Source organism: Lysobacter sp. A289 (assembly GCF_054072675.1).
The window spans coordinates 226,280-250,009 of record NZ_JBSVRN010000002.1 but is presented as its reverse complement, the minus strand read 5'-3'; the positions used below and the strand labels follow the sequence as shown (position 1 = coordinate 250,009).

Sequence of the window (23,730 nt, the reverse complement as noted above, 5' to 3'; positions counted from 1 at the left end):
TAAGCCGACCCGCAACGCGCTGGCCGTGAGCTGACATTACAACACCTGCGACACATTTGAACGAAGCGACGAAGCGGGTTCGGCTTGAATGAATTGTTAGGCGCCTGCAGCGAACTTGAACGTAGGCAAGCTGTTGAATTGAACAACATCAAGTGGATGCACTGCGACCACTGACGTAAGCAAGATGTTCGGCCGAGCCAGTGTGACCTGACCGAAAGGCTTTCCCTCAGTAGGAGGCGCAAAGGCCAAATCTTCTTCTATGTCTGAGCGTCGGATCTCCAGGGCCACCGGCGCTTCGTCTGGCTCGAAGTACAAGTTGGCCACGGTCTCAACATCAATCCGGTGGTTCAAATTCACGCAGTTGCTCCGCTCATCAGACGGGCAGCGCGGAACCAACCCAGATGCCGTTGCCAATGCTAATTCCGCTGCAGAAATTACTCGAAACAGGTTGTCCATTGGTCCCCGCGCCTAACGCCTGAGTTAAGCCGACCTACGGAGCGTAGCCGACAACATGGCAAGCTTTACCTGCCATGTTGCTGGTGTAGCGAAGTAGGTTCGGCTTGAACGAATTGTTAGGCTGCGCCCGACTCACAAGCGCGCCCAGACTTGCCGAAGCCCAACGAGATGGACAACGCCGAAAGATAGGCAGATGGCCGAGCTCCAGAACCAGAATGCTGTGCTGTTGCCGGGAAAGTAGGCCATAAGCGGAGTAAAGGCTACCCCACGTAGCAAGTACACACCGGTGATAGCGCACAGTGCCAGCCGAGTAACCGGGAGCTTGCGGATAACCCCGGCGCCGGACAGCGCGTAGAGCGACAAGACAAGCAAGATGGCGGTGATGACCAAGGTTGCAACAGTGGGATACCAATGCCCAGCCAGGTCCATTTGTGCCATTTGCTCGCCGGCACCGAGAAAGCGATACCAAGGCGCACCGAACGCAATGCACCCTAGGTGCAGCAGAGCAGCAAGGGCACTGAGCGCCGCGCCAACTATGAGGAAATTGTTACGAGTCCTGTCCATAGTCTCCAGTGCAGCCTAACACCTAAGTTAAGCCGAGACGCGTAGTGGAGCCAACCACATGGCAAGCTTTACCTGCCATGTGGTTGGTGGAACGAAGCGGCTTCGGCTTGAACGCATTGTTAGGCACCATTAGTACGAACAAGTCTCAACCGTCTCCGTGACATGAAGCGGCTCACTGCGCGGAGCATACTTCCAGCGCTTGACTGCCTCCAGAAGCGCTCGATCGCAGGGGCGCTGGCCGGATGAACCCTCTAAGCGAACATCGCTTGTAGCGCCCGACGGCAGGACGACGAAGCTAACTTTGAGGCTCACTGACCGCGCGTGGGCAGGGGTGTGAGGTGGAAGTGTCACCGGGGCCGCCACGACCGGTCGCTCTGACGCTGGGCCGTCAGCTGCAGCGGCGCTGAGTAAGAGAATAAGGAGAGCTTCCATGGTGCCTAACGCCTGAATTAAGCCGACCCGCGAAGCGGGTTCGGCTTGAATGAATTGTTAGGCCTCAGTCCGCAAGCAGAATGCCGCAAGGAATGCCGCCCTTGCACACAACCGTGATCATTGCGTCCGGCCACTCCGACAGCGCCAACTCTACATCGAACGTGTCAGGTGAAGATTTGAACGAGAAGCCATCGAGAGCGATGTCTCCGTTGCCAGCCATGAACTCTTGGAAATCAGGATGGGCCAGCGCGAAGGCCATGGCCGACTTTACGACCGGCTCTGTATTTGGCAGAACGTCGTGCGCCATAGCCAACGCGATTGGGTCAGGAGATGCAGGACCGCCCTCCAGGCTGACGAGCACCTCACCTGACACAGTACGAATTGACTTGGATTGCCATACGTTCCCGGAGTGGGACAAGAGCCCGAGCTGGGGATCCTGAAATGTGGGCTTCTTCCAGAACACTGTCATGAGGCCTAACGCCTGAATTAAGCCGACTTGCGTAGTGGAGGCAAAAGCGTGGCAGGCTTTTTGTGCCACGCTTTTGCTGTAACGAAGCAAGTTCGGCTTGAATGAATTGTTAGGCAGCATGAGCCGCCGCCTCCAAGACCTCAACCCGTACGCTGTCGGGAACATTGACCCATTGCGTACCAGGACCAATGGCCAGTTGCACGCCTTGCGCAGAAGAGGCTGCCAGGATCTGCCGGAACCAGCGGCCATAACTCCACTCGCGCGGGACAGGGGAGTTGAGTGTGCGCCTGGCCGGATCCCACGAAACCTCCATGGCCTCGCGATAGACGTACGGAAATTCTTGGGTGGCTGGCACGATATGCAACCGACCCTCTTGGTCAATCTCAACAGTGGCAACCTGATCTATTTCCATGCCGCCTAACGCCTGAATTAAGCCGCGCCGCGAAGCGGCGTCGGCTTGAATGAATTGTTAGGCGCGTACCGGGAACGTCCGCACCACACTAGACAGCTCGCGCAGGGTCTCTGCCATGTACGTTTGGTCCACGGACAGCTTGAAGCTAAGGCCATGACCGATGCCTGCCTGGTCCATGGCCTTGCCGGCGATGTGAATGTGGCCAAGGCTGTCGCACGCTGCGCGAAGAACAAGCTGGCCTTCCATGGGGTCAAAGACGTAGTCACCGCGTAGTTCCTTGTGCAGATTCTCAAGTCCTTGCCGGAGCCCCTCTAACTCAGAGGTCAAGAAATTGGCTTGGAATGTACCCCTAAACGCGCCAGCCCGAATTGCAACCTGGCAAAGCAGCCAATTATCGTCGTAGAAATTGCCTGCCAGAGGCTGCATGTAGTTGAGCACGGTAAGCGAGACCGTCTCATCTTCACTGCTTCCGATTGCGAAAGATTTCATATAGCGCCTAACTACCTAATAGCCGGACCCTAGGGTCCGGTTATACGACTTACCCACAGGGACGGAACGATGAGCCTATCCCCTTGACTCCATTCGATCCTATTCCACCGGGGTCCGGCTAACAAGTGGAAGCATAACCGGACCCAAACGAGGAGCTTGTTTTGGCAAACTGCAGCTATTTGCCACAACAGGAGTGACCGTAATGGGGTGAGCTACCTTTCCCCGGGCCCAACCCGCCGCCCCGCTTAATGGAGCAAGTGGCGACGGTGTGCCGTCGACGACACTTGAGCCCGAGGACCGAGGAGGCGTATCGCTTTTGGATCCGTCGCTATATTTTTTTTCACGCTAAGCAGCATCCCCGTGAAGTGGGCCCAGGGGGCATCGCCCCGTTTGTAAACCATCTGGACACCGCCCGACAGGTTGCGGCCTCCACTCAGTCGCAGGCACTCAATGCGCTGCTCTTCCTCTACCGGGACGTCCTGGCTATCGAGGTCGGCCATTTGGCGGGACTCAAGCGTGTCCAGCGCCGGGACCGACTGCCCGTGGTGCTGTCCACCGAAGAGGTGGCGGCGGTTCTAAACGGCATCGATGGACCGCGCCGGCTAATGGCGGAGCTGTTGTACGGCGCCGGGCTGCGCGTCACCGAATGCATGACCTTGCGCGTCAAGGACGTGGACCTGAAAACGCGGTTGATCCAAGTGCGGGCAGGCAAGGGAGGTAAGGATCGATCCACGCTGTTGCCCGAACGCCTCGTCCAGCCGCTGCAGCGACAATTACTTCGCGTGGCCACCCTCCACCGTCGGGATACTGCCCAAGGCTGGGGGTACGCGCCGTTGCCAAACGCCCTCCATCGAAGGTACCCAAGCGCTAGCCAAAGCCTGACCTGGCAGTTCCTATTTCCCTCCCGCCTGGCTCGAACCTGCCCGCAAACGGCGCGGCGGCTGCGCTGGCATGCGTCCGAAACCGGGGTGCAGGCCGCCTTCAAGGTCGCGCTGGAACAGGCGGGGATACACAAGCATGCGTCGGTGCATACCTTGCGACATTCCTTCGCCACCCACCTCTTGGCAGCGGGGACAGACATCCGCACCATCCAGCTGCTACTGGGCCACCGCAATCTGAAAACGACGATGATGTACACCCACGTGGAGCATGCCGCCCGACGAACTGTCAGCCCGTTGGACAGACTCGACATGCTCTAACGAGTCGCGGATACGGACGCCGATGTCCGCTTCGGGTCGGAAGCGGCCACTTGAACGAACGGCCGCGCCCGACCAGACGCAGAGCGTGCAAGAGCGAAGGCCTTGCGAATCAACGGTGCTAAGCCCCGCCCGAAAACATCCGGCTATGCTGCGTTCCATGCAGAACCTTGAACTAGTACTCCAGCAGTCGGCAGCGCTTCACTCGGAGCTCGATGATCTGTGGGAAAACTTCCTGCCCCCCACCTCGCAACGCGGGAGCGTGGTCGCGGGCTACTGTTCCATCGTACGTGAGCATGTACTAAGCCAGCAGCGGTTGCTGTCGCTTGGTTTCGACGTTACTGCCATGACCTTGGTGCGCCCTTCATTTGAATCGCTTGTGCGGGCAATCTGGAGTCTGCAAGGAGCTAGTGAAGACTGGATCCGGCAGTTTCTCACCCCACCATCTCCTGAGGCGGATGTTAGAGATGAGACCATCAAGGGGCCTCCAGTAGATTCCATGCTGGTGACGATCGAGAGGCACCATCCGTTATGGGTGCATCAGTCGCTCGCTGCGCTCAAGGACGCTACTTGGAAGCCAATGCACTCCTACGTGCATGGCGGAATTCGGCCCGTTCTGCAGGCTCTGCTTGGCTGCCCAGAACGTCAGAAAGTTGCCATTGTCCTCAATGGAAATGGCTTCTTCATTTTCGCAACCAATGTTCTTCAAATGACCTGCGGTGGCCCAACAGGAAAGATCGGGGAGATGCAGCGTCGTTTTAGCCAGTGCCTCCCGCCCGTTCCATCCGCTGACTTCGCGTAGCAACTAGCACCGACGAAGGTGAGGATGCGCCATCCTATCCAACGGCCGCTCTCGGCCAGAAGCGGTCTTTGATCTGGCCGCATTGGGCCCCGCAGTCGCTAGTTTTGCCCCTGCTATGCCGTCCGACCCGTCCTCCGAGAATCAAGGAATCCCTGTTTCGCCGATCACTCCCGTTTCCGCTCCAACCCGATCCGCTACGATGGCCATATCGGGGAATGGCGCATCAACAACAACGGAAAAAAGGGGCGATCGATGTATCTGGCGCAGCTCAACATCACCAATTTCCGGAAGCTCAAGAAAGCCGAATTGCACTTTCAGAAGGGTCTCAACGTACTGGTCGGCGCTAACAATGCAGGCAAGACCGCAGTCGTCGACGCGCTGCGCGCCCTGCTCGCAGGACACGACGAACCCTTCCCGCGCCTAGACGCCGAGGACATCCACCGACCCAAGGGTGGCAACCCGGATGGCGACATCTTCCTCCACTACGTCTTCCGCGACCTCGACCCGGACGACGAGGCCGACTTCCTGGCGGCGCTGAAGCCCGCCGGAGACGGCAAGATGGAAGCACACATCACCATCCGCTACTCGGAAGCGGATAAGACCGGGCGGCTGCGCGCCAAGCGCTGGTGCGGCGACCACGAGGACGTGGGTCTGACCTCGGACGTGATGGAGAACCTCCGCGGCGTATATTTACCGCCGCTGCGCGATGCCTCGCAGGGGTTGAAGCCCAACCGCACCAGCCGGCTGTCGCACCTGTTCCAGCTCCTTGCCGACGACGCCGGCAAGGAGGGCATTAACAACGCATTGAAGGAACTTGACGAAGAACTGAAGAAACACCAGCCGGTCATCAGCACCCACATGGCGATCAAGGGGCGGCACGGCGCCATGCTCGGACCGCAGCTGGTACAAGCGCTGGACCTCGGCCTAAGCGGCAGCGATTTCCAGCGCTTGGCGTCACGCCTGTCGCTGATGGTGGATTCTTTCGAGATCGAACAGAATGGCCTGGGCTTCAACAACCTGATTTTCATGGCCGTAGTGCTCAGCGAATTGGCCAAGAATCCAGAGGCCAGCTACCGCGGCCTCATCATCGAGGAGCCGGAGGCCCACCTGCATCCGCAGCTCCAGGTGGTATTGCTCAGCTACCTCGAAGCGATCAAGGCCGTCGAAGGCGAGAAGCCCGTGCAGCTGTTCGTCACCAGCCACTCGCCGAATTTCGCCAGCATCGCCGACCTCGACAGCCTGGCCTGCCTCGTCGACACCGAGGCCGGCGTGGAGACCTTCTTTCCACGCGCGATCACTTTTGGCAAGGGCAAGCGCGAGAAGCTGGAGCGCTACCTCGACGTGACCCGTGCCGAACTGTTCTTCGCCCGCAGGGTGGTCTTCGTCGAGGGCGCTGCCGAACTGATGCTGGTGAGCGTGCTGGCTGAGAAGGGCGGCCACAAGCTGCGCGAGCACGGCGTCAGCGTGATAAGCGTCGAAGGACTGAACTTCGACTCGTTCATTCCGCTGTTCGGCGCAAAGGCGTTGAAGATCCCGGTAGCCGTCATCACCGATGCGGATCCGGTGGCTGCTGCGGCCGACGGCGAGGAGCCACGGGCGCTGTATCCGGCTCTCGGAGACGCGGTGCAGGTGTCGGCCAACACGTCGAAGATGAAGGAAAGCGAGGACGCCTTCGTCAAGGTCTTCCACGGGCTCAAGACGCTCGAATACGACTTGGCCCTGCATGCGGACAACCGCGCGGCGATGCTGGCGGCGCTCAAGGAACTGCACCCTAGGATCGGCGAAACCGTCGCCGCCGCGGTCGAAGCTGCTCAGGACGATGCGGCCAAGGCGCGTGCGTTGTTCAGCGGCATGTTCGAGCGCCCCCAGAACAACGTGCAGAAGGGTCGCTTCGCTCAAGCGCTCGCGCAGGTATTCGCCGATGGCGCCGCCTGCGTGGTACCCGACTACATCGGCAATGCGGTCGCCCATGCCTGTCAGGCCGGCAATGCCGCGCAGCCCGAACAGGCCGAGCCTGCCGAACAATGACCCAAGCATCCACCGAACAGTTGCAGATCATCGGCGCACCGATCGCGCCAATGTCCGTGATCGCCTGCGCCGGTAGCGGCAAGACGTATACCGCAGTACGGCGGCTCGCGGAAATGCGCCAGCAGTTGGGGGATCATCGCGGCCGCGTCGCCCTACTGTCGTTCTCCAACGTCGCCGTAGACACCTTCAGGCGGGAGTACCAGAACCTGGTTCAGAGCGCATCTGCCGGCACTGCCCACGACCGCGTCGAAATCGACACTCTGGACGGTTGCATCACCGGCAACGTATTGCGCCCGCACGCCTATCGAACGATGGGCGCCCAGCAGGCGGCCTTCCTTGTGACCGGTGGCGAGGCATTCCTGAACGGGTTCAAATTCAACACTGGCACCTACCCGCGGGAAATCACCCAGATGCAGGTCGGCATCGAAAACGGCGCGGCCTATTTCTGCTACTCGGACAACAACAGAACGCACAGACTGGATCCAGCGTATGCGACACGCATTGTCAATCGCCTTGGCGAGGTGGGCGCCTATACCCATAACCTCGGACGCTACTGGTGCCATCGGACGCTGACGGACCAGCCCGGCATCCTTCGCGCCCTCGTCCGCCGCTACCCGCATATCCTGATCGACGAAGCGCAGGACGTCGGCACGGTGCATCAGGCCATCATCGAGTTGCTTGTCGGCGCCGGCTGCCATGTATCGCTGATCGGCGACCCAAACCAGGGCATCTACGAGTTCGCCGGCGCAAACGGTGCCTTCCTGACTCAATACGGCCAACAGGCGGGAGTGAACAACCTCGGCCTCACCAGGAACTACCGATCCGTGCCGGCGCTACTGGGCCTGGCCAACCGACTGTCGGCGCGCGCGGACACGGCAGACCGGGTCGCGCCCGGCACAATGCATGGCGCCTTCTTCGTACCGTACCGGAATGCAGATCGGGAAAACCTCGTTGCCGCGTTCCAGGCCGCGATAGCGGCGGCTGATCTGAACCCCGAGCGATCGGCAGTGTTGTGCCGCGGCCGCGATATGGCCGATCGGCTCGCAGGCAACCAAGGTGCCCCCGGCCAGGGAATCGTAAAGGGTCTGGCCCAAGCGGCAATCCTCCGGGACCACAAAATAGATTTCCTCGGCGCGTACAAGCTCGCTGCCACCTGTATCGTCGGCCTGCTGGCCGATCCGCCGCAGGGACTCGTCACCAGGATCACTCACCCTGCACGCTATCCCGATGACCGGCCGCTGCGCCGACTAATCTGGGCATTCACCCGCAACCCCAACTCGGGCTTGCCGGCGGCCACGTTGCCAGGAGACACGCATTGGCACCCGCAGTTGCTGGAAAGGACAAGAGCGCTACTGACCGTGATCGAACGGGTTCAGGGCTTGGCGAGCGCTGACAATCTGGGCAACAAGCTGGCCAAGAGAGGCTTGACCAATGCTCCGCTGATCGCCGCTGCAGACCTCGCTGCCAAAAATGATCCGCCGCGCATCCGCGTGGATACGGTCCATCAGGCTAAAGGAGAAAGCCTGGACGCGGTGCTGTACCTCGCAAACCGGGACCACGTGAATGCATTGCTCGCCGGCGTGGACACCGAAGTGGGACGCATTGGCTATGTTGCCGTAACCCGTGCCCGCAATCTCCTGTGGCTCGGCGTACCCGCCAACGCGCTGGAAGAGCTGCGCCCCCTACTGCTCGCTCGCGGCTTCACAGCGGCACCGGCGTGAGGACTACCCACCGGGCCTTCGCGCGGCTTGCTATTCCCTCCGTGAACACGCCTTTGTAGGCACATTCAACCGAACGCCGGGAGACTCGTATCAATGCAGATGAATCGGTCCGAACTCTGGAAGAACTTCCGGCTGGGCGAGGAACTGGACGTATCCGGCACCTTCATTTACAACGGCCTGCGCCGATTCCACGAGCAACGAAAGCTCGATTACAGCGCGGACCTGTTCGAGGTCTTCTATCAGCTTTCCGTCGGCATCGAGCGCCTGATGAAGATTGCCATTGTCCTGCTGGAGCATGATGACGCGAACAATCAGGATACCTTCGAGAAGTCGCTTTCCACCCACAACCATCAGGCGCTTCTTGGGAGGATCCAGAAGCACGTCGACCTCAAGCTTTCCAATTCGGACAATGCCTTCCTGCACCTCCTCACTAGCTTCTACGAGAACCTGCGCTACGACCGATTCTCGCTAAAGTCGCCATTGACTCTTGGGAAAGAGAAGCATGAGTTGTTCGATTTCCTCGAAGGACACCTGCAGGTCAAGTTCGAGGACCGGAACTCGATATTCGGCCATCAGAACACCGACCAGTACAAGAAATTCATTCGCAAGATTGTCGTCAAGATTGCAAGCGGCTTGTACGGCATCATTGAGGAACGCACCAGATCCCTCGGTCTCTACACTCACGAGCTGCGCAGCGGATCGAAAGCCGAGACCGTTTTTCTCGGCGAAGCGAACATCCCTACCGAAGACATCCTCTGGAAAGAATTGCTTGTCTTCTTCATGAACACGAAGGAGACATCGGGATACCTAAACTTCCTTCGCGGCATCGAACCGCTGCCATTCGATCCAGGACTTGTCGAGGACTATCTGGATTGCTTTCAGTCCGAAAGTGCCCGGGCGCACGTCGTCGAGGAAATGGAAACTCTCTACGAGGATGTGCCTGACCAAGGGGAACGCCCGCGCCTGATCGGCGTCATCGGTTCTCCTAATGTATATTTTCCAGAAGACGACGACGATGAAGCATTCGAGGGCGAGCCGGACGGCTTCAACGACCCACCAAGCAAGTAGTGGAACTCGCCTGGCAGGCCACAAGCGCGATTCCGTGAGCGGTAGCGGCGCTTGGTCAACAGAACCGCACAACGCACCCCAAGGGATCGATGACCACGGTAAGGAAGTATGAAGACCGTTGACACAACGTTGCGGCTGCCTATGCTCCTGCCATCAGGAAACTGCTTCCAGGCCTCGACGCCTACGTGTTGAGTTGCGAGGTCGGTGCTTGCAAACCTGCTCCGGTCATATGCCGCGCTGTCACCGAAGCGCTGGCGGTTCAGCCTAAACACGTACTTTTTGTAGGCGACAGTCCACGAGCTGACGTAGAAGGACCGGTCGCATTTGGAATGAGGGCCGCTTTACTCAATCGGTCCAACGAGGGCCTTGACAAGCTGCTCAGCCGCGCACTTGGTCTGTAGCTTGTAGCCCAGAAAGTTCTGCTGCGCGCAAGGGATCGCGGTTTCCAGATCATCCGCTTCCAACATGGCGGACGTTCGTCGAGTCGATGTTGAGCGAGCTCTGGCGAACGAAAGACCAACATCGCTGATTGGTTGGCAGTGTCCCGGATCTCTGCCACAGGCGAAAGACCTTAACCCACCAGCGGTGATGGGTTAGCGCCGGGGGCCGCCTGACAAGGTCCACCAAACGACCTTGCCTACCAGAACGATTGGCGCAAAGAAGTCTCGAGTGGCTTCGGCAATGCTGCGTATAACGAGGGCGGGAATCGCTTCCATCGTTTGACGATAGCACATGATCGCGTAAGCACTATCTAAACGGCCAAATCTGATTGACAGGTTCATTCGGGGCTTCTGATGTGCTGATGGGTTCGCACGGTAATCCCCCCACAGGTTAGCTGACGCCTGAAGTGAAATTTGCTCACAGACTTTCCCGAGGAGGTTCCATGAAGACCTTCGCTGTAAGCGACGTTCTATCACTACCAAGCCGAGCGAGCGAGGAAAAGCCCGGATCGGCCGACTGGGGTCCGGCTCCCTACCTCCGGATAGAGGGTGCGCAATCCGAAATCAACCTTCATAGAGGCTAACCACCGCTTTACGAGGGTCGGTTACGCCCTTGGTTCGGTCTTGTTGGGTGAGATCCTTCCAACAGTTCACTTGGCCGGACCCGCACATGACGACACGTAAACATCGCGAAAGCCGGCTCTTCTACTGTTTCACGTTCGTTGAGGGCGCGCGTCCGATAAGCCAGTTGATTGGCGTAGAAGGATTTGCGCAGACTCGGGGAGATCCCGGGCCTTATGAAAGCCATGCAAACCGGTTCGACGAAACTTGCTGCTCCGTACCTCGTGGGCGGGTCCCTAACCCCCCCTAGAACAGCGCCGGTTAGAGGCTAATTTGTCTGCGTTCAGTCGATACGCTGGAGGTCGGCTCAACTGGAAAGACCAATGAACCACACCATCAGGCTCTACCCCATCGGTCTGGACGAACAGGGGCGCTCACGACTAACCATGGCCCAACATGCCGACATCCACGCCGCTGCGACTGCAATTACAGCTCTGCAGAGCACGCTCTCCAGCCCTTTCGTTCGTACCCGTCTGCGGTTCTCCAAAGACGGCACCTTCCTGGTGTTCAGCGGGTTGGTACCAAATGAGAATTTACATGCGCAGCTTACGTCTATTGGCAGGCTGACCGGGGCCATTGAGGCACACGCACTGGATCCGTCGTCCACAAAAGCGAACGAGCTGAGGGAGGCGGAGTCCGCTTTCGACCCCGCCGCCCTGAAGTCGCTTTGTAATGCACTAGACAGCGTTGTGCGTGCGCAGTCACGCCAACTGCAGGCACATATCGGGGACTCGTCAGTGGAGGTTCGTCTCCCGCATCGAACCCAGTTGAGTCTCTACACCCAGCGGGGCCGCAATGCACCATTAAAGTCGCAGGATGCGCCGGTGGTGCAGCAAGTCGATGCCGTCACTGAAGTGCTGTGTGAAGACGGACTCGGAGTGCTCGTCGTCGGCGGCGAAGGCCTTCAGCCTGCGCAGCACGTCGTAATCAACATGCGCCCTGCCCAGCCGTTCGGTTGGGGCGAGCATTGGGACACAAATACAGGAGCAAATGGTGAATAACTCCGCAACTCGGCGTAGCACGGATCCTAATCGTCCCCACGACCCACCCCCTCGGATCTTCACGCTACGCATTACGTGCGACGGAGTTAGGACAGTGGATGGCGTGGTAGAGATGTCCCTGGAAGCTCACGGTGAGGTACTGAAAACGTATCAGACGATACAAGCTCTATTTACTCATTTGCACGCTTGCACGCTCGACCCACAACCGCATTTTGAACCCGGCACTTTCATTCTCTGCGTACATCACGTCGCCACGGGTTTGGCTCAATCGATGGACCAGATGGATATCAATCGCTTTTTTCAACTTGTGGCCCAGCGTTTCCAGGGGCCCAACGGGGGATACGGCGATTCGTGCGATGCGGAATTTATCGATCGACTCGGCGTTTCCATAGATGATGTTTGCGAGTCTGTGAAACGTGGTCGCACCGTGGAGATCGTTGTCGAAAACAATCCGCGTGTGCGCATCAAACCAAGACCGTTAGGCGCCCGCGCCGCTGGACGCCCCGCTACACCCCACGTCGTCCGAGCGGTTCGCAAAATGGCACTGATCACGTACTACCCGCAAGGGGCGTTTCTCGTGCCCTTTGACCGGGCTGGGAGTATAGCCGTCGGCGACGTCATTCCACCGGGCCGCCTTAGAGAACTCACAGTGATACGGCGGGCGCGGGGTACCGTCGTCGAGGAACTGGATCTGTTCGTCGAGGCCGCAAACGATGGGCGCTAAGCGGCTTTGTACGCCACGGCCCGCAGTTGCGACGAGATCCATGCCGTGGCGAAGGATCGCTTTACATCGCCGACCACAGTCGAGCCCTTCTCATCATGGAAGGTCGCTTGCAAAAGCCCACCTTCTCCAGGGCCCACTTTCGCAACGACGCGGTTCGCTGTGAGTCGCGCTAGCTCTAACGCCAACCGATTGATCGCGCCAGATCCACCCAACACATGCGGACGGTTGTAGGGACTCATCGCGCCGACAATAGCCTCGACCAGCCCTGCCGTCACCGGATCACCGTTGAGCGTGGGTGCATCCAGCCACCCCAGTAGTTCCAGCCTAAGTGTCTGGTCGAGCCGCCGCAGCGTGCGGCTCGGCCCCTTGGCGAAACGCTCTTTGTCCCGCCGTCTATATATCCTGCCTCCAATTCGCAGCTCCATGATCTGCACCAGCTCAGCGATGTTGCAGAAGTCCGCGCCGCTGCCTCCCGATAGCCGAACTGCCGCCTCCAAGCTACCAACCCGATCCGCGGTCTGAAATAACTCATCAAGCTCTAGCGCTGACCAGGCATGCGCCCGCGGCAGCGGGGGCTCGGTCTGCTCCACATCCAAGCTAGGCACTGCCCTAGGTGTACGAGCGTGCTGAAGCCACGCTGTCCGAGCGCTGTTTGGTTTGCCCTGCTGGACAACCTTGTCGGCAGCTTGGAGAGTTACGCCCATCGCGAATGCCACCTCGCGCCGGGCCATGTGGTCCATCACGATTCGTTTATCGGAGCAAGACCGCCAAAGCCACGGCACATGTACATAGCTGCGTAAGGTGGTCCGCCAGTCCGAGTGCCCGAGTGGTGAAACGCGCTCCATTAGATCCCGAGGAAGTGCGACGCCGCAGTGTTGTGCCGGACTTACCACCAACCCGGATTCCTCCATCCAAGCCAGATCCTCGGGAGCTAGGACGACCGGCAATGTTCTCTCGAGAGCCACCAGATGCCTGAGCCGGTGCAGCCTCTCACGGGAGCGGCCGGTGACCTCTCGCATGATCTCCGCGCATGCTGTCGCGATTGCGTTGCGTCCCTCAGCACCCTCCGGCCGCGCAAGGGGTGAAAACGCATATGTCGACGAATGCCGCCATTCCGGACTTCGCTGTAGATCACTGGCCACCCAGGACGTGAATCCATCCAGACCTGGATAACTGTCATCTAGCACGAGCATCCGGCGAGCGGCCGCGGTTTTCAGACGACGAGATCTGTTGCGGCTCACTCGAACGATTGCAACACCATCGCGCGTCCATACATCGCGTGCGCGTATTCCTAGAATCTCTGCCCTACGGGCTCCGCCCCATGCATATACGGGTAACGCAGCCGACGCTTGGCGGAGAACACGCGCGTCCGCAGGATTCGCGGTATCAGCGGCCTTGTCACGTTGTCTCGCGAGTTCAAGCATCGCGAACCGCTCCTGAGGCAGGATCAGTTCCGCATCTACCGTCCGAATCGAGCCACGCAGGTAAGCTCGTACCTCACTGAGATCTGTGTCGGGCAGATCAAGGTGTTCGCGGGCGCATGCGTCGAATGCCAAGACCGCGGCGGCAGCTTGAGCACGATTGGAATTGCCCGTGAGGATGGCCGCCAGATAGGCCTCCTCCAGTTCTACCTCGTCCAGGTCATCAAGGGATCCGCCTCCTAACAGCTCAACGAGCGTTCCACCGATCCTCGTCAAGTAGGTTCCGATTGTGCTGTCCGCTGGGTTGGTCGTGGCCGATGTCCCTTCGACCAGCATGTGCCGAACCCATGTTGCCAGCAGCCGTACTACTGGACGCAGCACCGTTTCGGGCTTCTGGTCCGCCAAGAGCGCGTCGACCTCCGCAACCACAGCCCGCCGGGTAACTGCAGTAAAGAGCTGCTCCGCCGCGATGCGCAGTCCTGTCCGACGGAGCACCAACGCATGATTGGATCGCGGAAGAACCCTGCACAAATCCACGTACTGCGAGCGTGCATTCCCCGTACCCATTGATGGCATGACAGTGATGTTGGCTCGATCGCGGGCACGTGCGTCACCTGGAATACGTGCAACCGTGCCAACGGGGTCTCCGTCAATCAATGCGAGCTGATCAGCCATGCTCGCACTGACAGCGCCCTCCGCAAGATCCAGTGCAAAACGCGCAGCGGGTGACACTTCGTAGCGGTTGGCTACACCGACCGTCTCGCACAGCCGCTGAAGTACATCCCCCTTCTCTGCGGGATTGGCCCACTGGGGCAACAGCGAGTTGAGCGCCACATCCAGAGCTGCGCGCTCCGGCACCGACGACCCTGGGTTCCGTGTCGCGAAACGGGCGACACACACCGCAGCTAAATTGCGCAGAGCGAGCACTTGACCCTGATCTTCTCCCCAGGGAACAAGGACGGTATCGGAAAGGCGAGCGGGGGCCATCAATCCCTCACGGTGCTTAATCAGCCCGAAGACCTGTTCCGGATCGTCAATGAACCCAAACACCGTAAGCACATACGCAACTCGTGCGCACTCACGTACAAAGTCTTTCCTATCTCCCGGCGGTTGAGAGCCCAAGAATGCCGCGTAAGCTCGAAGCGCTTCGACCTGACGAACCGCCACCATCATTCCAGGGACGAATGCGTTGTCCAGTGGCCGCCGAAAGTGATCCAATGCTGCAGGGTCCTGACCCGCGATACCCAACCGCTTGTTCACCCGGGCGAGAATTCGCCGTAAGGCGCGTGCGTAGGAAATCGCCAACGCCAGATCGTCCCCCGCCGATTCCACCATCGCGTCTCTCAGCGTCTCTGCCTCGGCGCGCGAGAGGGGTTTTGCCGACAGGGAAACGGCCTCACCCCGAAAAACGACGTCCAAATTTCTGCGGCGCAGTACGGGATGCTCAAGCACCATGGTTTCAGCTCGGACCTTGTAGGCGGCTATGGCTGCCGTCCGGGTCCCACGCGCTTGCCGCATCTGCTCACGCATCTGCGACTCATGCTCCGCAACCTGACCGCGCCACAGCCGGAGCCCGGGAAGAGGCAGTTGCCTCACAGGCTCAGCACATGGAACGCCGGTCCGCACTCTCCATCCCAGTTTGCGCGCCATGGCTTCCAAGTGTGGCGCAATCAGGCTGACTGAGTGTGCGGGTATCGTGGGGCTAGCATTGGAGAACGGATAACCCACCGCCTCCAAGTGACCCAGCTGCACGGCGGCCCACTCCGCCGCGAGACCTGCTTCGACGGCTCGGGTGCGTATCCAGGTGCGGCCCCAGTTGAGGGGCACCTCCTGCCACTCGGGCGGAAGCGTCTTACGCCAGTCGGCCAATGTGATGGCGCTGACGACACCACCATCGCCGACCCCAAATAGCAGAGGGGCACTTCCCACAAGAACTGCACGCACATGCGACGCCATGGCTGGCTCAAGAGCGGCGACACCTTGTAGATGAAGGAGATACGCCTTGAGCTGCTGCGATACGCATGAAGGTAGCGCTGCAAAGCGTGGGTTGTGGGCGGGATCGTGCCTCTTGTCACAGAAGAGGCCAGCCCCTTTTCCGCTGGTCAAATGCAGATCCGCAATCGTTAGGTCGAAGAGTGCTTGCACAGGACGGTGCCCCGCTACTCCCATGAGCATGCAAGCCAGATGCGTCACCATGGCATCGTGGACCTCCCTCCACTTGCCTGCTTCGACCAAGCCATCAATGCCCGCATTGAGAAGCGCCCCGGAGACTGCTGCAAGGCGCTTGGCTCGCTCCTCCACGAGCAGGCTTGCTGCGCCGATTCGCGTCGAGTCTTTTCGGTCGGAGATCAATCCGGCGTCCAGCTCTAGAAGCTCGCGCAAGAAGCGGTAATAGGCTTTGGCTACCTCGCCTCTTCGAGGGCTGTAGTAGTGCAGCGGCGCCTCCGATTGCCCCAAGCTATCGCCGCTTATCAATTGGGTCATTGCGAGATCGCGGCAGCTCTCGTAAAGGTGCGTGGAAAACGAACGGCGAACCTGGCCAGGTGTGACTGTGAATCCAACCATCGGCGAGATATGGCGAGCGGCCGCTCTCAGACAGTCATCGACCTTCGGCACGGCGGCACCACCAAGAATGCGCAGCGCTTCGTTATGGGCCAAGGCTGTGACAAGGGATGGAGCGAGGGGCAACCTGAAATTGGGGGCGACCTGCTCGAACAGGTGCGCGATCGGCGGCAACGGTTGAAAGTAGCCGGTAGCGCCCGTTTCGCCCTCAGGGCGCAGTCGCCAGGCCACACCAAGTTCGAGGCAGCCGTGTGTGACGAGTAGCCGGCACTGGCCGGAGGAAGAATGCTGTCCGTCGGCGACCATAGGCGGCAGCAGGCGAGACGTGCGGCCGGTGACGGCTTGCAGTAGCAGCCCAGCCAGTCCCACCGCAACGTCTGATGTCAGGGCGTTAGTACTTAATTGCTCGACAATGGTCCGGAGCACACGGCGGTACTGGACAGGCGGAAGCACGTCGGCATGTTGCGTCACCAACAGATGGTTGCTGCTCCAGATCGCCTGGCGGGCGAGATAGTGGGATACCCGTTTCGCGTCCGGATTGCCGCGCGCGCCCGGAAGAACGGCGATGAAGTCCGGCGTTGAAGCTTCGTCTCCCGGCTCATAGGGCTCGCGATCTGCGCCAGGAGGTGAAGACCTGACCCTTACCGCTGGTGCCGGAGGCTCTTCCTCATCAGCAAGGGGTGGTGGCTTGCGAAACGAAGGGTCAGTGGCCTCGGCTGCCTGATTGCGCCTCTTTGCCGAAATCCCGTCATCTATCTGGGCTAGTGTCGGACCAAAATGCCGCCTCCATGCGTCAGGCAACCACCGATCACCAAGAGCCGCGATGGCCTGCGCTGCTTGTATGAAAGTCGTGAGGGTGTCCGCATCCCCCAGCAGCCGAAGGTGGGGGCGGAGCTGAACGCTTGCACCGTGGCTCCTACGTTGCTCTGTTACCCCCCGAATCGCAGCAGCAAGTGTTTCTGTCGCAGTTGCACGTGCCGAATCCTCTTCCAGCCACCTCAGACTACAAAGCACCAGTGAGGCGCGAAGCGCCTCGGGGCCCGGTGCGGGAGCCAGATCCTTCCCGACCAGAGATCTGGCTAACAGGAAATCGCCAGTCAGGTGGGTCGCAGCCTCGTTCGGGCATGAGCCATACGCGCGCATGAGTTGCCGGTCCAGTTCTGCAATTTCATTTGCAAGATCCGGAATGCCGAGCGCGTCCTCGAACCAGCGAACAGACTTAGAGACCCTGCCCACTGCACGAACCAGCAGCACGGCGTGCGCTGGCCCCGGCAGTGGGAACAGAACGAGTAGCGGCCGGAGCAGTTGCTCGCCAATTGGGGTCGAGCCGATGGTCTGAAGTACGCGATCTGGGTCGACGGCACGAAGTGCTGGGGTCATGAAGCTGCTGATCCGCGTGCCTGTAGGTGCCCTCAATCTTATACTTTTTAAGCGGCATTGATGCACCTAGTTGACCGGCAATGCCTGTGCTTGGTGAAACGGAAGCCCTTATAACCATTACGCTTCAAGGTAGCTTTATGTACGTCGATGCTTTCTTACACCACTAAACGTATCGCTCCGTCCTAGCTCTCATAATGCTGCCACCACGTGATGATCACCCTGGAGCGAGACTAGGGAAACAGCCAACCCCGCGTAATTGCGGGGTTTTTTGTGCCCGGTGGCGTGCAGCGACCATGCGGCTGGCGAACGACTTACCCACGCGAAATCAGGTCACTGCTCCAAGGATCAGTTTCGCTACTCGGGATTCTCGTGGTCGAACCTGCTGCCCGCCTCCCAGGCCTCGCGGTCGTTGCCGTGGTTCGGAAACCCTCCGGCGTCCTTGAGCATGCGCGCCATGTGGAGCAGGTTCCAGGTCATGATCGTCGTGTTGCGCTGGGTGAACTCGTTGTCAAATCCGATGGGCCCCTGTTCCGACTTGTCGCCATACGATGGCCCCGGACCGGCCTCGCCGATCCAGCCGCAATCCGCCTGTGGGGGAATCGTGTAGCCCAGGTGCTGCAGCGCGTACAGGATCGTCATCGATGAATGCTTGATCCCATCCTCGTTACCGGTCACCACAGCTCCGCCGGTCTTTCCGTAAAAGATGCTCTGGCCCTTGGCATTGAGCAGTCCAGACATCGCATACAGACGCTCGATCAGGACGCGACAAACCGAGCTTTCTTCGCCCAGCCAGATGGGTGTTCCGACAATCAGGATTTCGGCTTTGGATATTTTTTCCCAGAGCTTTGGCCAATCGTCCCGGTCCCAGCCATGCTCGGTCATGTCCGGCTGGACGCCAAAGGCGACCTGATGATCCAGAAAATGGATGTGCTCCACCTGGACGCCATTTTTTTCCATGATCTTCTCCGACACGCTCATCAGGGCGCGGGTATGGGAACCGGCCCCGTCCTTCTTCAGCGACGTATTGATGAAGACTGCGGAGAGATCCGTGTAGCCTGCGTTCGGCTGCCTATCCATCATCACGATTCCTGTGTTGGTTTCACGGAGCTTGGGGTTGATATCTAGTGCGGGCCCTGGGATCCAGCACGCAGGACGGGGGCCGCGCGCGTTGGCCACTTAACCGACTGTAGCTGCTCCTCCCACTCATCCCCAGTCATTTGACGCCGATCAAGGCGTTGCCGGGAAAGGCTGGATAGCCTGACCGCATGTCCAGCCCTCTCCTCTTCGATGCGGCGCTCCTGCAACGCTATGACCGGCCCGGGCCGCGGTACACCTCGTACCCGACCGCGCCGCAGTTCTCCTCCGCTTTCGGTGAGGAGGCGCTGCGCGAGGCGGTGATGGCCAGCAATGGCGACCCGATCCCGCGCCGGTTGTCGCTGTACGTGCACGTGCCGTTCTGCATGAGTCCGTGCTTCTACTGCGGCTGCAACCGGATCATCACCCGCGACCTCGCCCGTGGCGAAACCTATCTAGTACGGCTGTATCGGGAAATCGCGATGACCGCGGCGCTGTTCGACCGCGACCGCGAAGTAATCCAGTTGCACTTCGGTGGTGGCACCCCGAACTTCCTGTCGCCGGCGCAACTGGGCGATGTGGTGGACTCGCTGCGCAGCCATTTCCATTTCTCCAACTCACCCAAGCGCGACCTGTCGATCGAGTTGGACCCGCGCTTCATCTCGCCGGCGGATGTCGGCGAACTGGCGGCGATCGGATTCAACCGGGCCAGCCTGGGCGTGCAGGACTTCGACCCGGCGGTGCAGGAGGCGGTCAACCGCATCCAGTCGGTCGCCGAGACGGTGGCGATCATCGAGGCCTGCCGCCAACACGGCTTGCGCTCGGTCAATGTCGACCTGATCTACGGCCTGCCCAGGCAGAACCTCGCAGGTTTCTCACGCACTCTGGACACGGTGATCCAAGTGCGACCGGACCGGCTGGCGGTGTACAGCTACGCGCACCTGCCGGAACTGTTCAAGGCTCAGGGACAGATCAACGCCGCCGACCTGCCCTCGGCCGACGTCAAGCTGGGACTGCTGCAACTGGCGATCGAAAAGCTCACCGATGCCGGCTACTGCTATGTCGGCATGGATCATTTCGCCCTGCCCGACGACGACCTCGCCACAGCGCAGGATCGCGGCGGCCTGCACCGCAACTTCATGGGCTACACCACCCATTCCGACACCGACCTGATCGGCCTGGGCGTCAGCGCGATCAGCCATGTCGGCGACAGCTTCAGCCAGAACCCGCGCGACCTGCCGAGCTGGCAGATCGCGCTCGACGAAGGCCGGCTACCGGTGTTCCGCGGCATGCGCCTGAGCGAGGACGACCAATTGCGTGCCGATGTGATCCAGCGCCTGATGTGCCAGGGCGAGATCCCGATCGACGCGCTGGAACGGCGGTACCTGATCGACTTCCACGAGTACTTCGCCGATGCATTGGAACAGTTGCAACCGCTGATTGACGATGGCCTGGTGCGGGTCGAGCCACGACGCATCGTCGCAACGTCGCGCGGCCGGCTTTTGCTGCGTAACATAGCCATGTGCTTCGACCATTACCTGACCCGGCCCACCACCTCGCCCCGCTTCTCCCGCGCCATCTGAGCGCGACACGGAGGCGCGGGTGACCCCGACCGCATTTCCGCGGCAGGATGCAAACACGCTGGCCGATGACGGCGACGAGCTGACATTCTGCTCGACCTGCGCATTCTCCCAGGCCTGCCTCTCCGAGGGCATGGACAAGCGCTCGCTGAAGGATCTTCACGTGCTGGTGGAGCATGTCGGCCCGTACCACGCCGGCGACCACATCTTCCGCGAGGGCGACCCGTTCGAGGCCATCGCGGCGGTCCGGGCGGGCACGGTCAAGACCTACATGATCGATCGCGATGGGCGCGAACACGTGTTGGGCTTCCACCTGCCCGGCGAGGTCATCGGCCTGGACGCGATCGACGGCGAGACCTACCCGTGCAATGCGGTCGCACTGGACACGGCGATGTTGTGCCGGTTCTCGTTCCCCAAGATCGCGGTATTGGCAACCAAGCTGCCCGGCCTGCAACACCACCTGTTCCGGCTGCTCAGCCGCGACATCGGTCGTGCGGCGATGCTGGCCGGCGACTGGACGGCCGACCAGCGCATGGCCGCATTCCTGATCGGCCTGTCGCGGCGACTGGCCGCGCGCGGGTTTTCCGCCCACCGGTTCCAGTTGACGATGGCGCGCACCGATATCGCCAACTACCTGCGCCTGGCACCGGAAACGGTGAGCCGGGTGTTGCGCCGGTTCCAGAAGGATGGATTGTTGCTGGTTGATCGGCGCGAGCTGGAATTGCTTGATCGCGACCGGCTCGACGCACTGGCCGATCCCATACTGCATCGCTGACGGCCAGTTGCCTTTGCCGCCGGTGATATCCGGCGTCGCAGCAACAAACTGCCGCCGGACTGGTATAAGCAAGACACGCCGAAGGGGATGGCGTTCCAAGCTTGACTCAAATCAACGTGCCCGCACCGGCAACCGGCGAAGATGCGGCACCTGTCCGGAGAACGAATGCTATGGAACCAAAAAGCGTGCTAGTCACCAGGCGACTCTGGTGGGGCCTGGGGGCCCTGTTGGTCGTCAGCTTCGGCATCATGTTGTGGATCGGCAAGGATCTGTACCAGACGGCACCGCCGATGCCGGAACAAGTCGTGACCGAAAGTGGCGAGGTGGTTTACACCCGCGACGAGATCCTGACCGGCCGTCACGTGTGGCAAAGCATAGGTGGGCAACAGAACGGTTCGATCTGGGGCCACGGCGCGTTGATTGCACCGGACTGGTCGGCCGAATGGCTGCACCTGGAGGTCATGGCGTGGCTGGAGTTGCGCGCGCAGTCCGAGCTCGGGATGTCCTACGAGGACCTCGACGACAGCAACAAGGCCAAGCTGCAGGCAGAGATCAAACCGGAGATCCGTCGCAATACCTACGATCCCGAGACCGGCAACATCGTCATCTCCGACGAGCGTGCGCAGGCAATCTCGCAGGTCGCCGCGCACTACATCAGCGTGTTCTCCGCAGATCCGGCAACCGCGCATCTGCGCGAAGCCTACGCGCTGCGCGAGAACCCGATCCCCGATGAAGAGCACCGCCGCTTGATGACCGGGTTCTTCTTCTGGGCATCCTGGGCGACGGTGACCAACCGTCCCGATGACGTGAAGTCGTATACCAACAACTTCCCACACGAACCGCTGGTGGGTAACAAACCGACCTCCAGCAGTTTCATGTGGTCGATGTTCTCGATCCTGTTCATGATTGCCGGAATCGCGTTGCTGGCCTGGCATTACGCGGCCTATCACGGCAAGGAAAAACCACTGGTGCCGCCCGTCGAGGATCCGGTCGCCAAGATCGTGGTCACCCCATCAATGCGCGCCACGGCCAAGTACTTCTGGCTGGTGATGGCGTTGTTCCTGTTCCAGATCCTGATGGGCGCGACCACCGCGCATTACCAGATCGAAGGCCAGCAGGCCTACGGCTTCGAACTTGCGAATTACCTGCCTTACGCGGTGACCCGAAGCTGGCACACGCAACTGGCAATCCTGTGGATCGCGACGGCGTGGCTGGCCACCGGCTTGTACCTGGGGCCGGCCATCTCCGGACATGAACCCAAGTATCAGAAGCTCGGGGTCAACTTCCTGTTCATCAGCCTGATCATCATCGTGGTGGGGGCCTTTGCCGGCCAGTGGTTCGCGGTGATGCAAAAGCTCGGCCTGGCCAACAATTTCTGGTTCGGCCACCAGGGCTGGGAATACACCGATATCGGCCGCTTCTGGCAGATCTACCTGTTCATCGGGCTGATGTTGTGGGTAGTCCTGCTGGGCCGCGCCCTGTGGCCGGCGATGCGTCGCAAGGACCAGACGTCCTCGATTGCCGGCTTGCTGTTCCTGTCCACGGTGGCAATCGGGCTGTTATATGCCGCCGGCCTGATGTGGCGCGAGGACACCCATATCTCGATCGTCACCTACTGGCGTTTCTGGATCGTCCACCTGTGGGTGGAAGGGTTCTTCGAGGTGTTCGCGGTCGCGGTGATCAGCTTCATCTTCGTCAAGCTGGGGCTGGTGCGCGGCAAGTCGGCGACGATCAACGTGCTGTTCGCCACCATCGTGTTCATGTCCGGCGGCGTGCTGGGCATGTTCCACCATCTGTACTTCGCCGGTGTCACTACCGGCGTCATCGCACTGGGCGCCAGCATCTCGGCGCTGGAAGTGGTGCCGCTGGCGTTGATCGGACTGGAAGCCCACGAGACCTGGAGGAACAGCCGCGCCACGCCATGGATGCAACGCTACAAGTGGCCGATCATGTTCTTCCTCGCGGTCAGCTTCTGGAACCTGATCGGTGCCGGCCTGCTGGGCTTCCTGATCAACACCCCGCTGGCGCTGTTCTACATGCAGGGCACCAACATCACCGCCGCCCACGGTCATACCGCGCTGTTCGGCGTGTACGGCATGCTGGGTATCGGCCTGATGCTGTACTGCCTGCGCGGCCTGCGGCCCGAGCGGGTGTGGATGGAAGGACTGATCCGCAGCGGCTTCTGGTCGCTGAATATCGGACTGGCCCTGATGACCCTCCTGACCCTGCTGCCGATGGGCGTGCTGCAACTGGAAGCCAATCTGGAGCACGGCTACTGGTATGCACGCTCGGCGGAGTTCATGAACCGCCCGATCATCGACCTGCTGGTATGGCTGCGGGTGCCGGGTGACACGGTGTTCGCGATCGGTGCATTCCTGATCGCACTGTTCGTTGTCTCGCTGTGGTTGGGCCCGCGTCCAGTGCAGAAGCCGGCCCCCGCCCGGATGAAGGAGACCGGAAGGCGCTAAGCCGTCGTCATCCTGCAATGACCCGGAAAAGGGGGCGGCTTCGGCCG

General features: G+C 60.5%; 18 protein-coding genes. 11 read left to right on the top strand and 7 right to left on the bottom strand.

Features of this window, described 5'->3' with window-relative positions; translation table 11 throughout:
• Positions 1–96: 96 nt before the first annotated feature.
• The 5 genes from ACW5DN_RS13240 to ACW5DN_RS13220 all read right to left on the bottom strand — a co-directional run bounded on the left by ACW5DN_RS13240 (position 97) and on the right by ACW5DN_RS13220 (position 2,822).
• Positions 97–456: a hypothetical protein gene (locus ACW5DN_RS13240; RefSeq protein WP_456963280.1), complete on the bottom strand. Its 360-nt coding sequence runs from the start codon at positions 454–456 to the stop codon at positions 97–99.
• A 693-nt stretch (positions 457–1,149) separates the two neighbouring features.
• Positions 1,150–1,452 carry a TonB family protein gene (locus tag ACW5DN_RS13235; RefSeq protein WP_456963279.1) on the bottom strand — a complete coding sequence of 101 codons (303 nt, stop codon included), beginning with the start codon at positions 1,450–1,452 and terminating at the stop codon, positions 1,150–1,152.
• 64 nt (positions 1,453–1,516) lie between these two features.
• Positions 1,517–2,041: a hypothetical protein gene (locus tag ACW5DN_RS13230; protein ID WP_456963278.1), complete on the bottom strand. Its 525-nt coding sequence runs from the start codon at positions 2,039–2,041 to the stop codon at positions 1,517–1,519.
• On the bottom strand, positions 2,031–2,333 hold the full coding sequence (locus ACW5DN_RS13225; protein ID WP_456963277.1) for a hypothetical protein: 303 nt from the start codon (positions 2,331–2,333) through the stop codon (positions 2,031–2,033). Before ACW5DN_RS13225 ends, ACW5DN_RS13230 begins: the two co-directional genes overlap by 11 nt.
• A 57-nt stretch (positions 2,334–2,390) precedes the next feature.
• A complete protein-coding gene (locus ACW5DN_RS13220) occupies positions 2,391–2,822 on the bottom strand; it encodes a WapI family immunity protein (RefSeq protein ID WP_456963276.1) in 432 nt (143 codons plus the stop codon).
• Positions 2,823–3,070: 248 nt separating this feature from the next.
• On the opposite strand from ACW5DN_RS13220, the gene ACW5DN_RS13215 reads away from it, so the two are divergent.
• The 8 genes from ACW5DN_RS13215 to ACW5DN_RS13180 all read left to right on the top strand — a co-directional run bounded on the left by ACW5DN_RS13215 (position 3,071) and on the right by ACW5DN_RS13180 (position 12,423).
• A complete protein-coding gene (locus ACW5DN_RS13215; protein WP_456963275.1) occupies positions 3,071–4,021 on the top strand; it encodes an integron integrase in 951 nt (316 codons plus the stop codon).
• A 157-nt stretch (positions 4,022–4,178) separates the two neighbouring features.
• Complete coding sequence (locus ACW5DN_RS13210; protein WP_456963274.1) at positions 4,179–4,820, top strand: DUF6988 family protein; 642 nt, start codon at positions 4,179–4,181, stop codon at positions 4,818–4,820.
• 252 nt (positions 4,821–5,072) lie between these two features.
• A complete protein-coding gene (locus ACW5DN_RS13205; RefSeq protein WP_456963273.1) occupies positions 5,073–6,848 on the top strand; it encodes an ATP-dependent nuclease in 1,776 nt (591 codons plus the stop codon).
• On the top strand, positions 6,845–8,569 hold the full coding sequence (locus ACW5DN_RS13200) for a UvrD-helicase domain-containing protein (protein WP_456963272.1): 1,725 nt from the start codon (positions 6,845–6,847) through the stop codon (positions 8,567–8,569). The genes ACW5DN_RS13205 and ACW5DN_RS13200 overlap by 4 nt, the downstream gene beginning before the upstream one ends.
• Before the next feature lie 93 nt (positions 8,570–8,662).
• A complete protein-coding gene (locus tag ACW5DN_RS13195) occupies positions 8,663–9,637 on the top strand; it encodes a hypothetical protein (protein WP_456963271.1) in 975 nt (324 codons plus the stop codon).
• A gap of 152 nt (positions 9,638–9,789) precedes the next feature.
• Positions 9,790–10,038: an HAD family hydrolase gene (locus ACW5DN_RS13190; protein WP_456963418.1), complete on the top strand. Its 249-nt coding sequence runs from the start codon at positions 9,790–9,792 to the stop codon at positions 10,036–10,038.
• Positions 10,039–11,021: 983 nt separating this feature from the next.
• The gene (locus tag ACW5DN_RS13185; RefSeq protein ID WP_456963270.1) at positions 11,022–11,699 is read left to right on the top strand and encodes a hypothetical protein; all 678 of its coding nucleotides are present in this window, start codon (positions 11,022–11,024) and stop codon (positions 11,697–11,699) included.
• Positions 11,700–11,811: 112 nt separating this feature from the next.
• Positions 11,812–12,423, top strand: a complete 612-nt coding sequence (locus ACW5DN_RS13180; RefSeq protein ID WP_456963269.1) for a hypothetical protein — start codon at positions 11,812–11,814, stop codon at positions 12,421–12,423.
• On the opposite strand, the gene ACW5DN_RS13175 is transcribed toward ACW5DN_RS13180, so the two are convergent.
• Entirely contained in the window at positions 12,420–17,786 is a 5,367-nt protein-coding gene (locus ACW5DN_RS13175; protein WP_456963268.1) for a hypothetical protein, read from the bottom strand. The genes ACW5DN_RS13180 and ACW5DN_RS13175 overlap by 4 nt on opposite strands.
• Positions 17,787–18,140: 354 nt before the next feature.
• Positions 18,141–18,962, bottom strand: coding sequence for a flavodoxin family protein (locus tag ACW5DN_RS13170; RefSeq protein ID WP_456963267.1), 822 nt, complete (start codon positions 18,960–18,962; stop codon positions 18,141–18,143).
• Between the two features lie 89 nt (positions 18,963–19,051).
• Here ACW5DN_RS13170 and hemN point away from each other — a divergent pair, with 89 nt between their 5' ends.
• The 3 genes from hemN (at position 19,052) to ACW5DN_RS13155 (ending at position 23,683) form a co-directional block, all read left to right on the top strand.
• Positions 19,052–20,443 carry an oxygen-independent coproporphyrinogen III oxidase gene (gene hemN / locus ACW5DN_RS13165; protein WP_456963266.1) on the top strand — a complete coding sequence of 464 codons (1,392 nt, stop codon included), beginning with the start codon at positions 19,052–19,054 and terminating at the stop codon, positions 20,441–20,443.
• A gap of 19 nt (positions 20,444–20,462) precedes the next feature.
• Positions 20,463–21,215, top strand: coding sequence for a helix-turn-helix domain-containing protein (locus tag ACW5DN_RS13160; protein WP_456963265.1), 753 nt, complete (start codon positions 20,463–20,465; stop codon positions 21,213–21,215).
• 185 nt (positions 21,216–21,400) lie between these two features.
• Complete coding sequence (locus ACW5DN_RS13155) at positions 21,401–23,683, top strand: nitric-oxide reductase large subunit (protein WP_456963264.1); 2,283 nt, start codon at positions 21,401–21,403, stop codon at positions 23,681–23,683.
• Positions 23,684–23,730 lie beyond the last annotated feature (47 nt).

Bases quoted from the DNA above. Each gene is read 5' to 3' on its own strand.
- ACW5DN_RS13210 (WP_456963274.1), top strand. From the start codon at position 4,179: ATGCAGAACCTTGAACTAGTACTCCAGCAGTCGGCAGCGCTTCACTCG.
- ACW5DN_RS13195 (WP_456963271.1), top strand. From the start codon at position 8,663: ATGCAGATGAATCGGTCCGAACTCTGGAAGAACTTCCGGCTGGGCGAG.
- ACW5DN_RS13225 (WP_456963277.1), bottom strand. From the start codon at position 2,333: ATGGAAATAGATCAGGTTGCCACTGTTGAGATTGACCAAGAGGGTCGG.
- ACW5DN_RS13205 (WP_456963273.1), top strand. From the start codon at position 5,073: ATGTATCTGGCGCAGCTCAACATCACCAATTTCCGGAAGCTCAAGAAA.
- ACW5DN_RS13180 (WP_456963269.1), top strand. From the start codon at position 11,812: ATGTCCCTGGAAGCTCACGGTGAGGTACTGAAAACGTATCAGACGATA.
- ACW5DN_RS13235 (WP_456963279.1), bottom strand. From the start codon at position 1,452: ATGGAAGCTCTCCTTATTCTCTTACTCAGCGCCGCTGCAGCTGACGGC.
- ACW5DN_RS13240 (WP_456963280.1), bottom strand. From the start codon at position 456: ATGGACAACCTGTTTCGAGTAATTTCTGCAGCGGAATTAGCATTGGCA.
- ACW5DN_RS13185 (WP_456963270.1), top strand. From the start codon at position 11,022: ATGAACCACACCATCAGGCTCTACCCCATCGGTCTGGACGAACAGGGG.
- ACW5DN_RS13175 (WP_456963268.1), bottom strand. From the start codon at position 17,786: ATGACCCCAGCACTTCGTGCCGTCGACCCAGATCGCGTACTTCAGACC.
- ACW5DN_RS13200 (WP_456963272.1), top strand. From the start codon at position 6,845: ATGACCCAAGCATCCACCGAACAGTTGCAGATCATCGGCGCACCGATC.
- ACW5DN_RS13220 (WP_456963276.1), bottom strand. From the start codon at position 2,822: ATGAAATCTTTCGCAATCGGAAGCAGTGAAGATGAGACGGTCTCGCTT.
- hemN (WP_456963266.1), top strand. From the start codon at position 19,052: ATGTCCAGCCCTCTCCTCTTCGATGCGGCGCTCCTGCAACGCTATGAC.
- ACW5DN_RS13215 (WP_456963275.1), top strand. From the start codon at position 3,071: ATGGAGCAAGTGGCGACGGTGTGCCGTCGACGACACTTGAGCCCGAGG.
- ACW5DN_RS13230 (WP_456963278.1), bottom strand. From the start codon at position 2,041: ATGCTGCCTAACAATTCATTCAAGCCGAACTTGCTTCGTTACAGCAAA.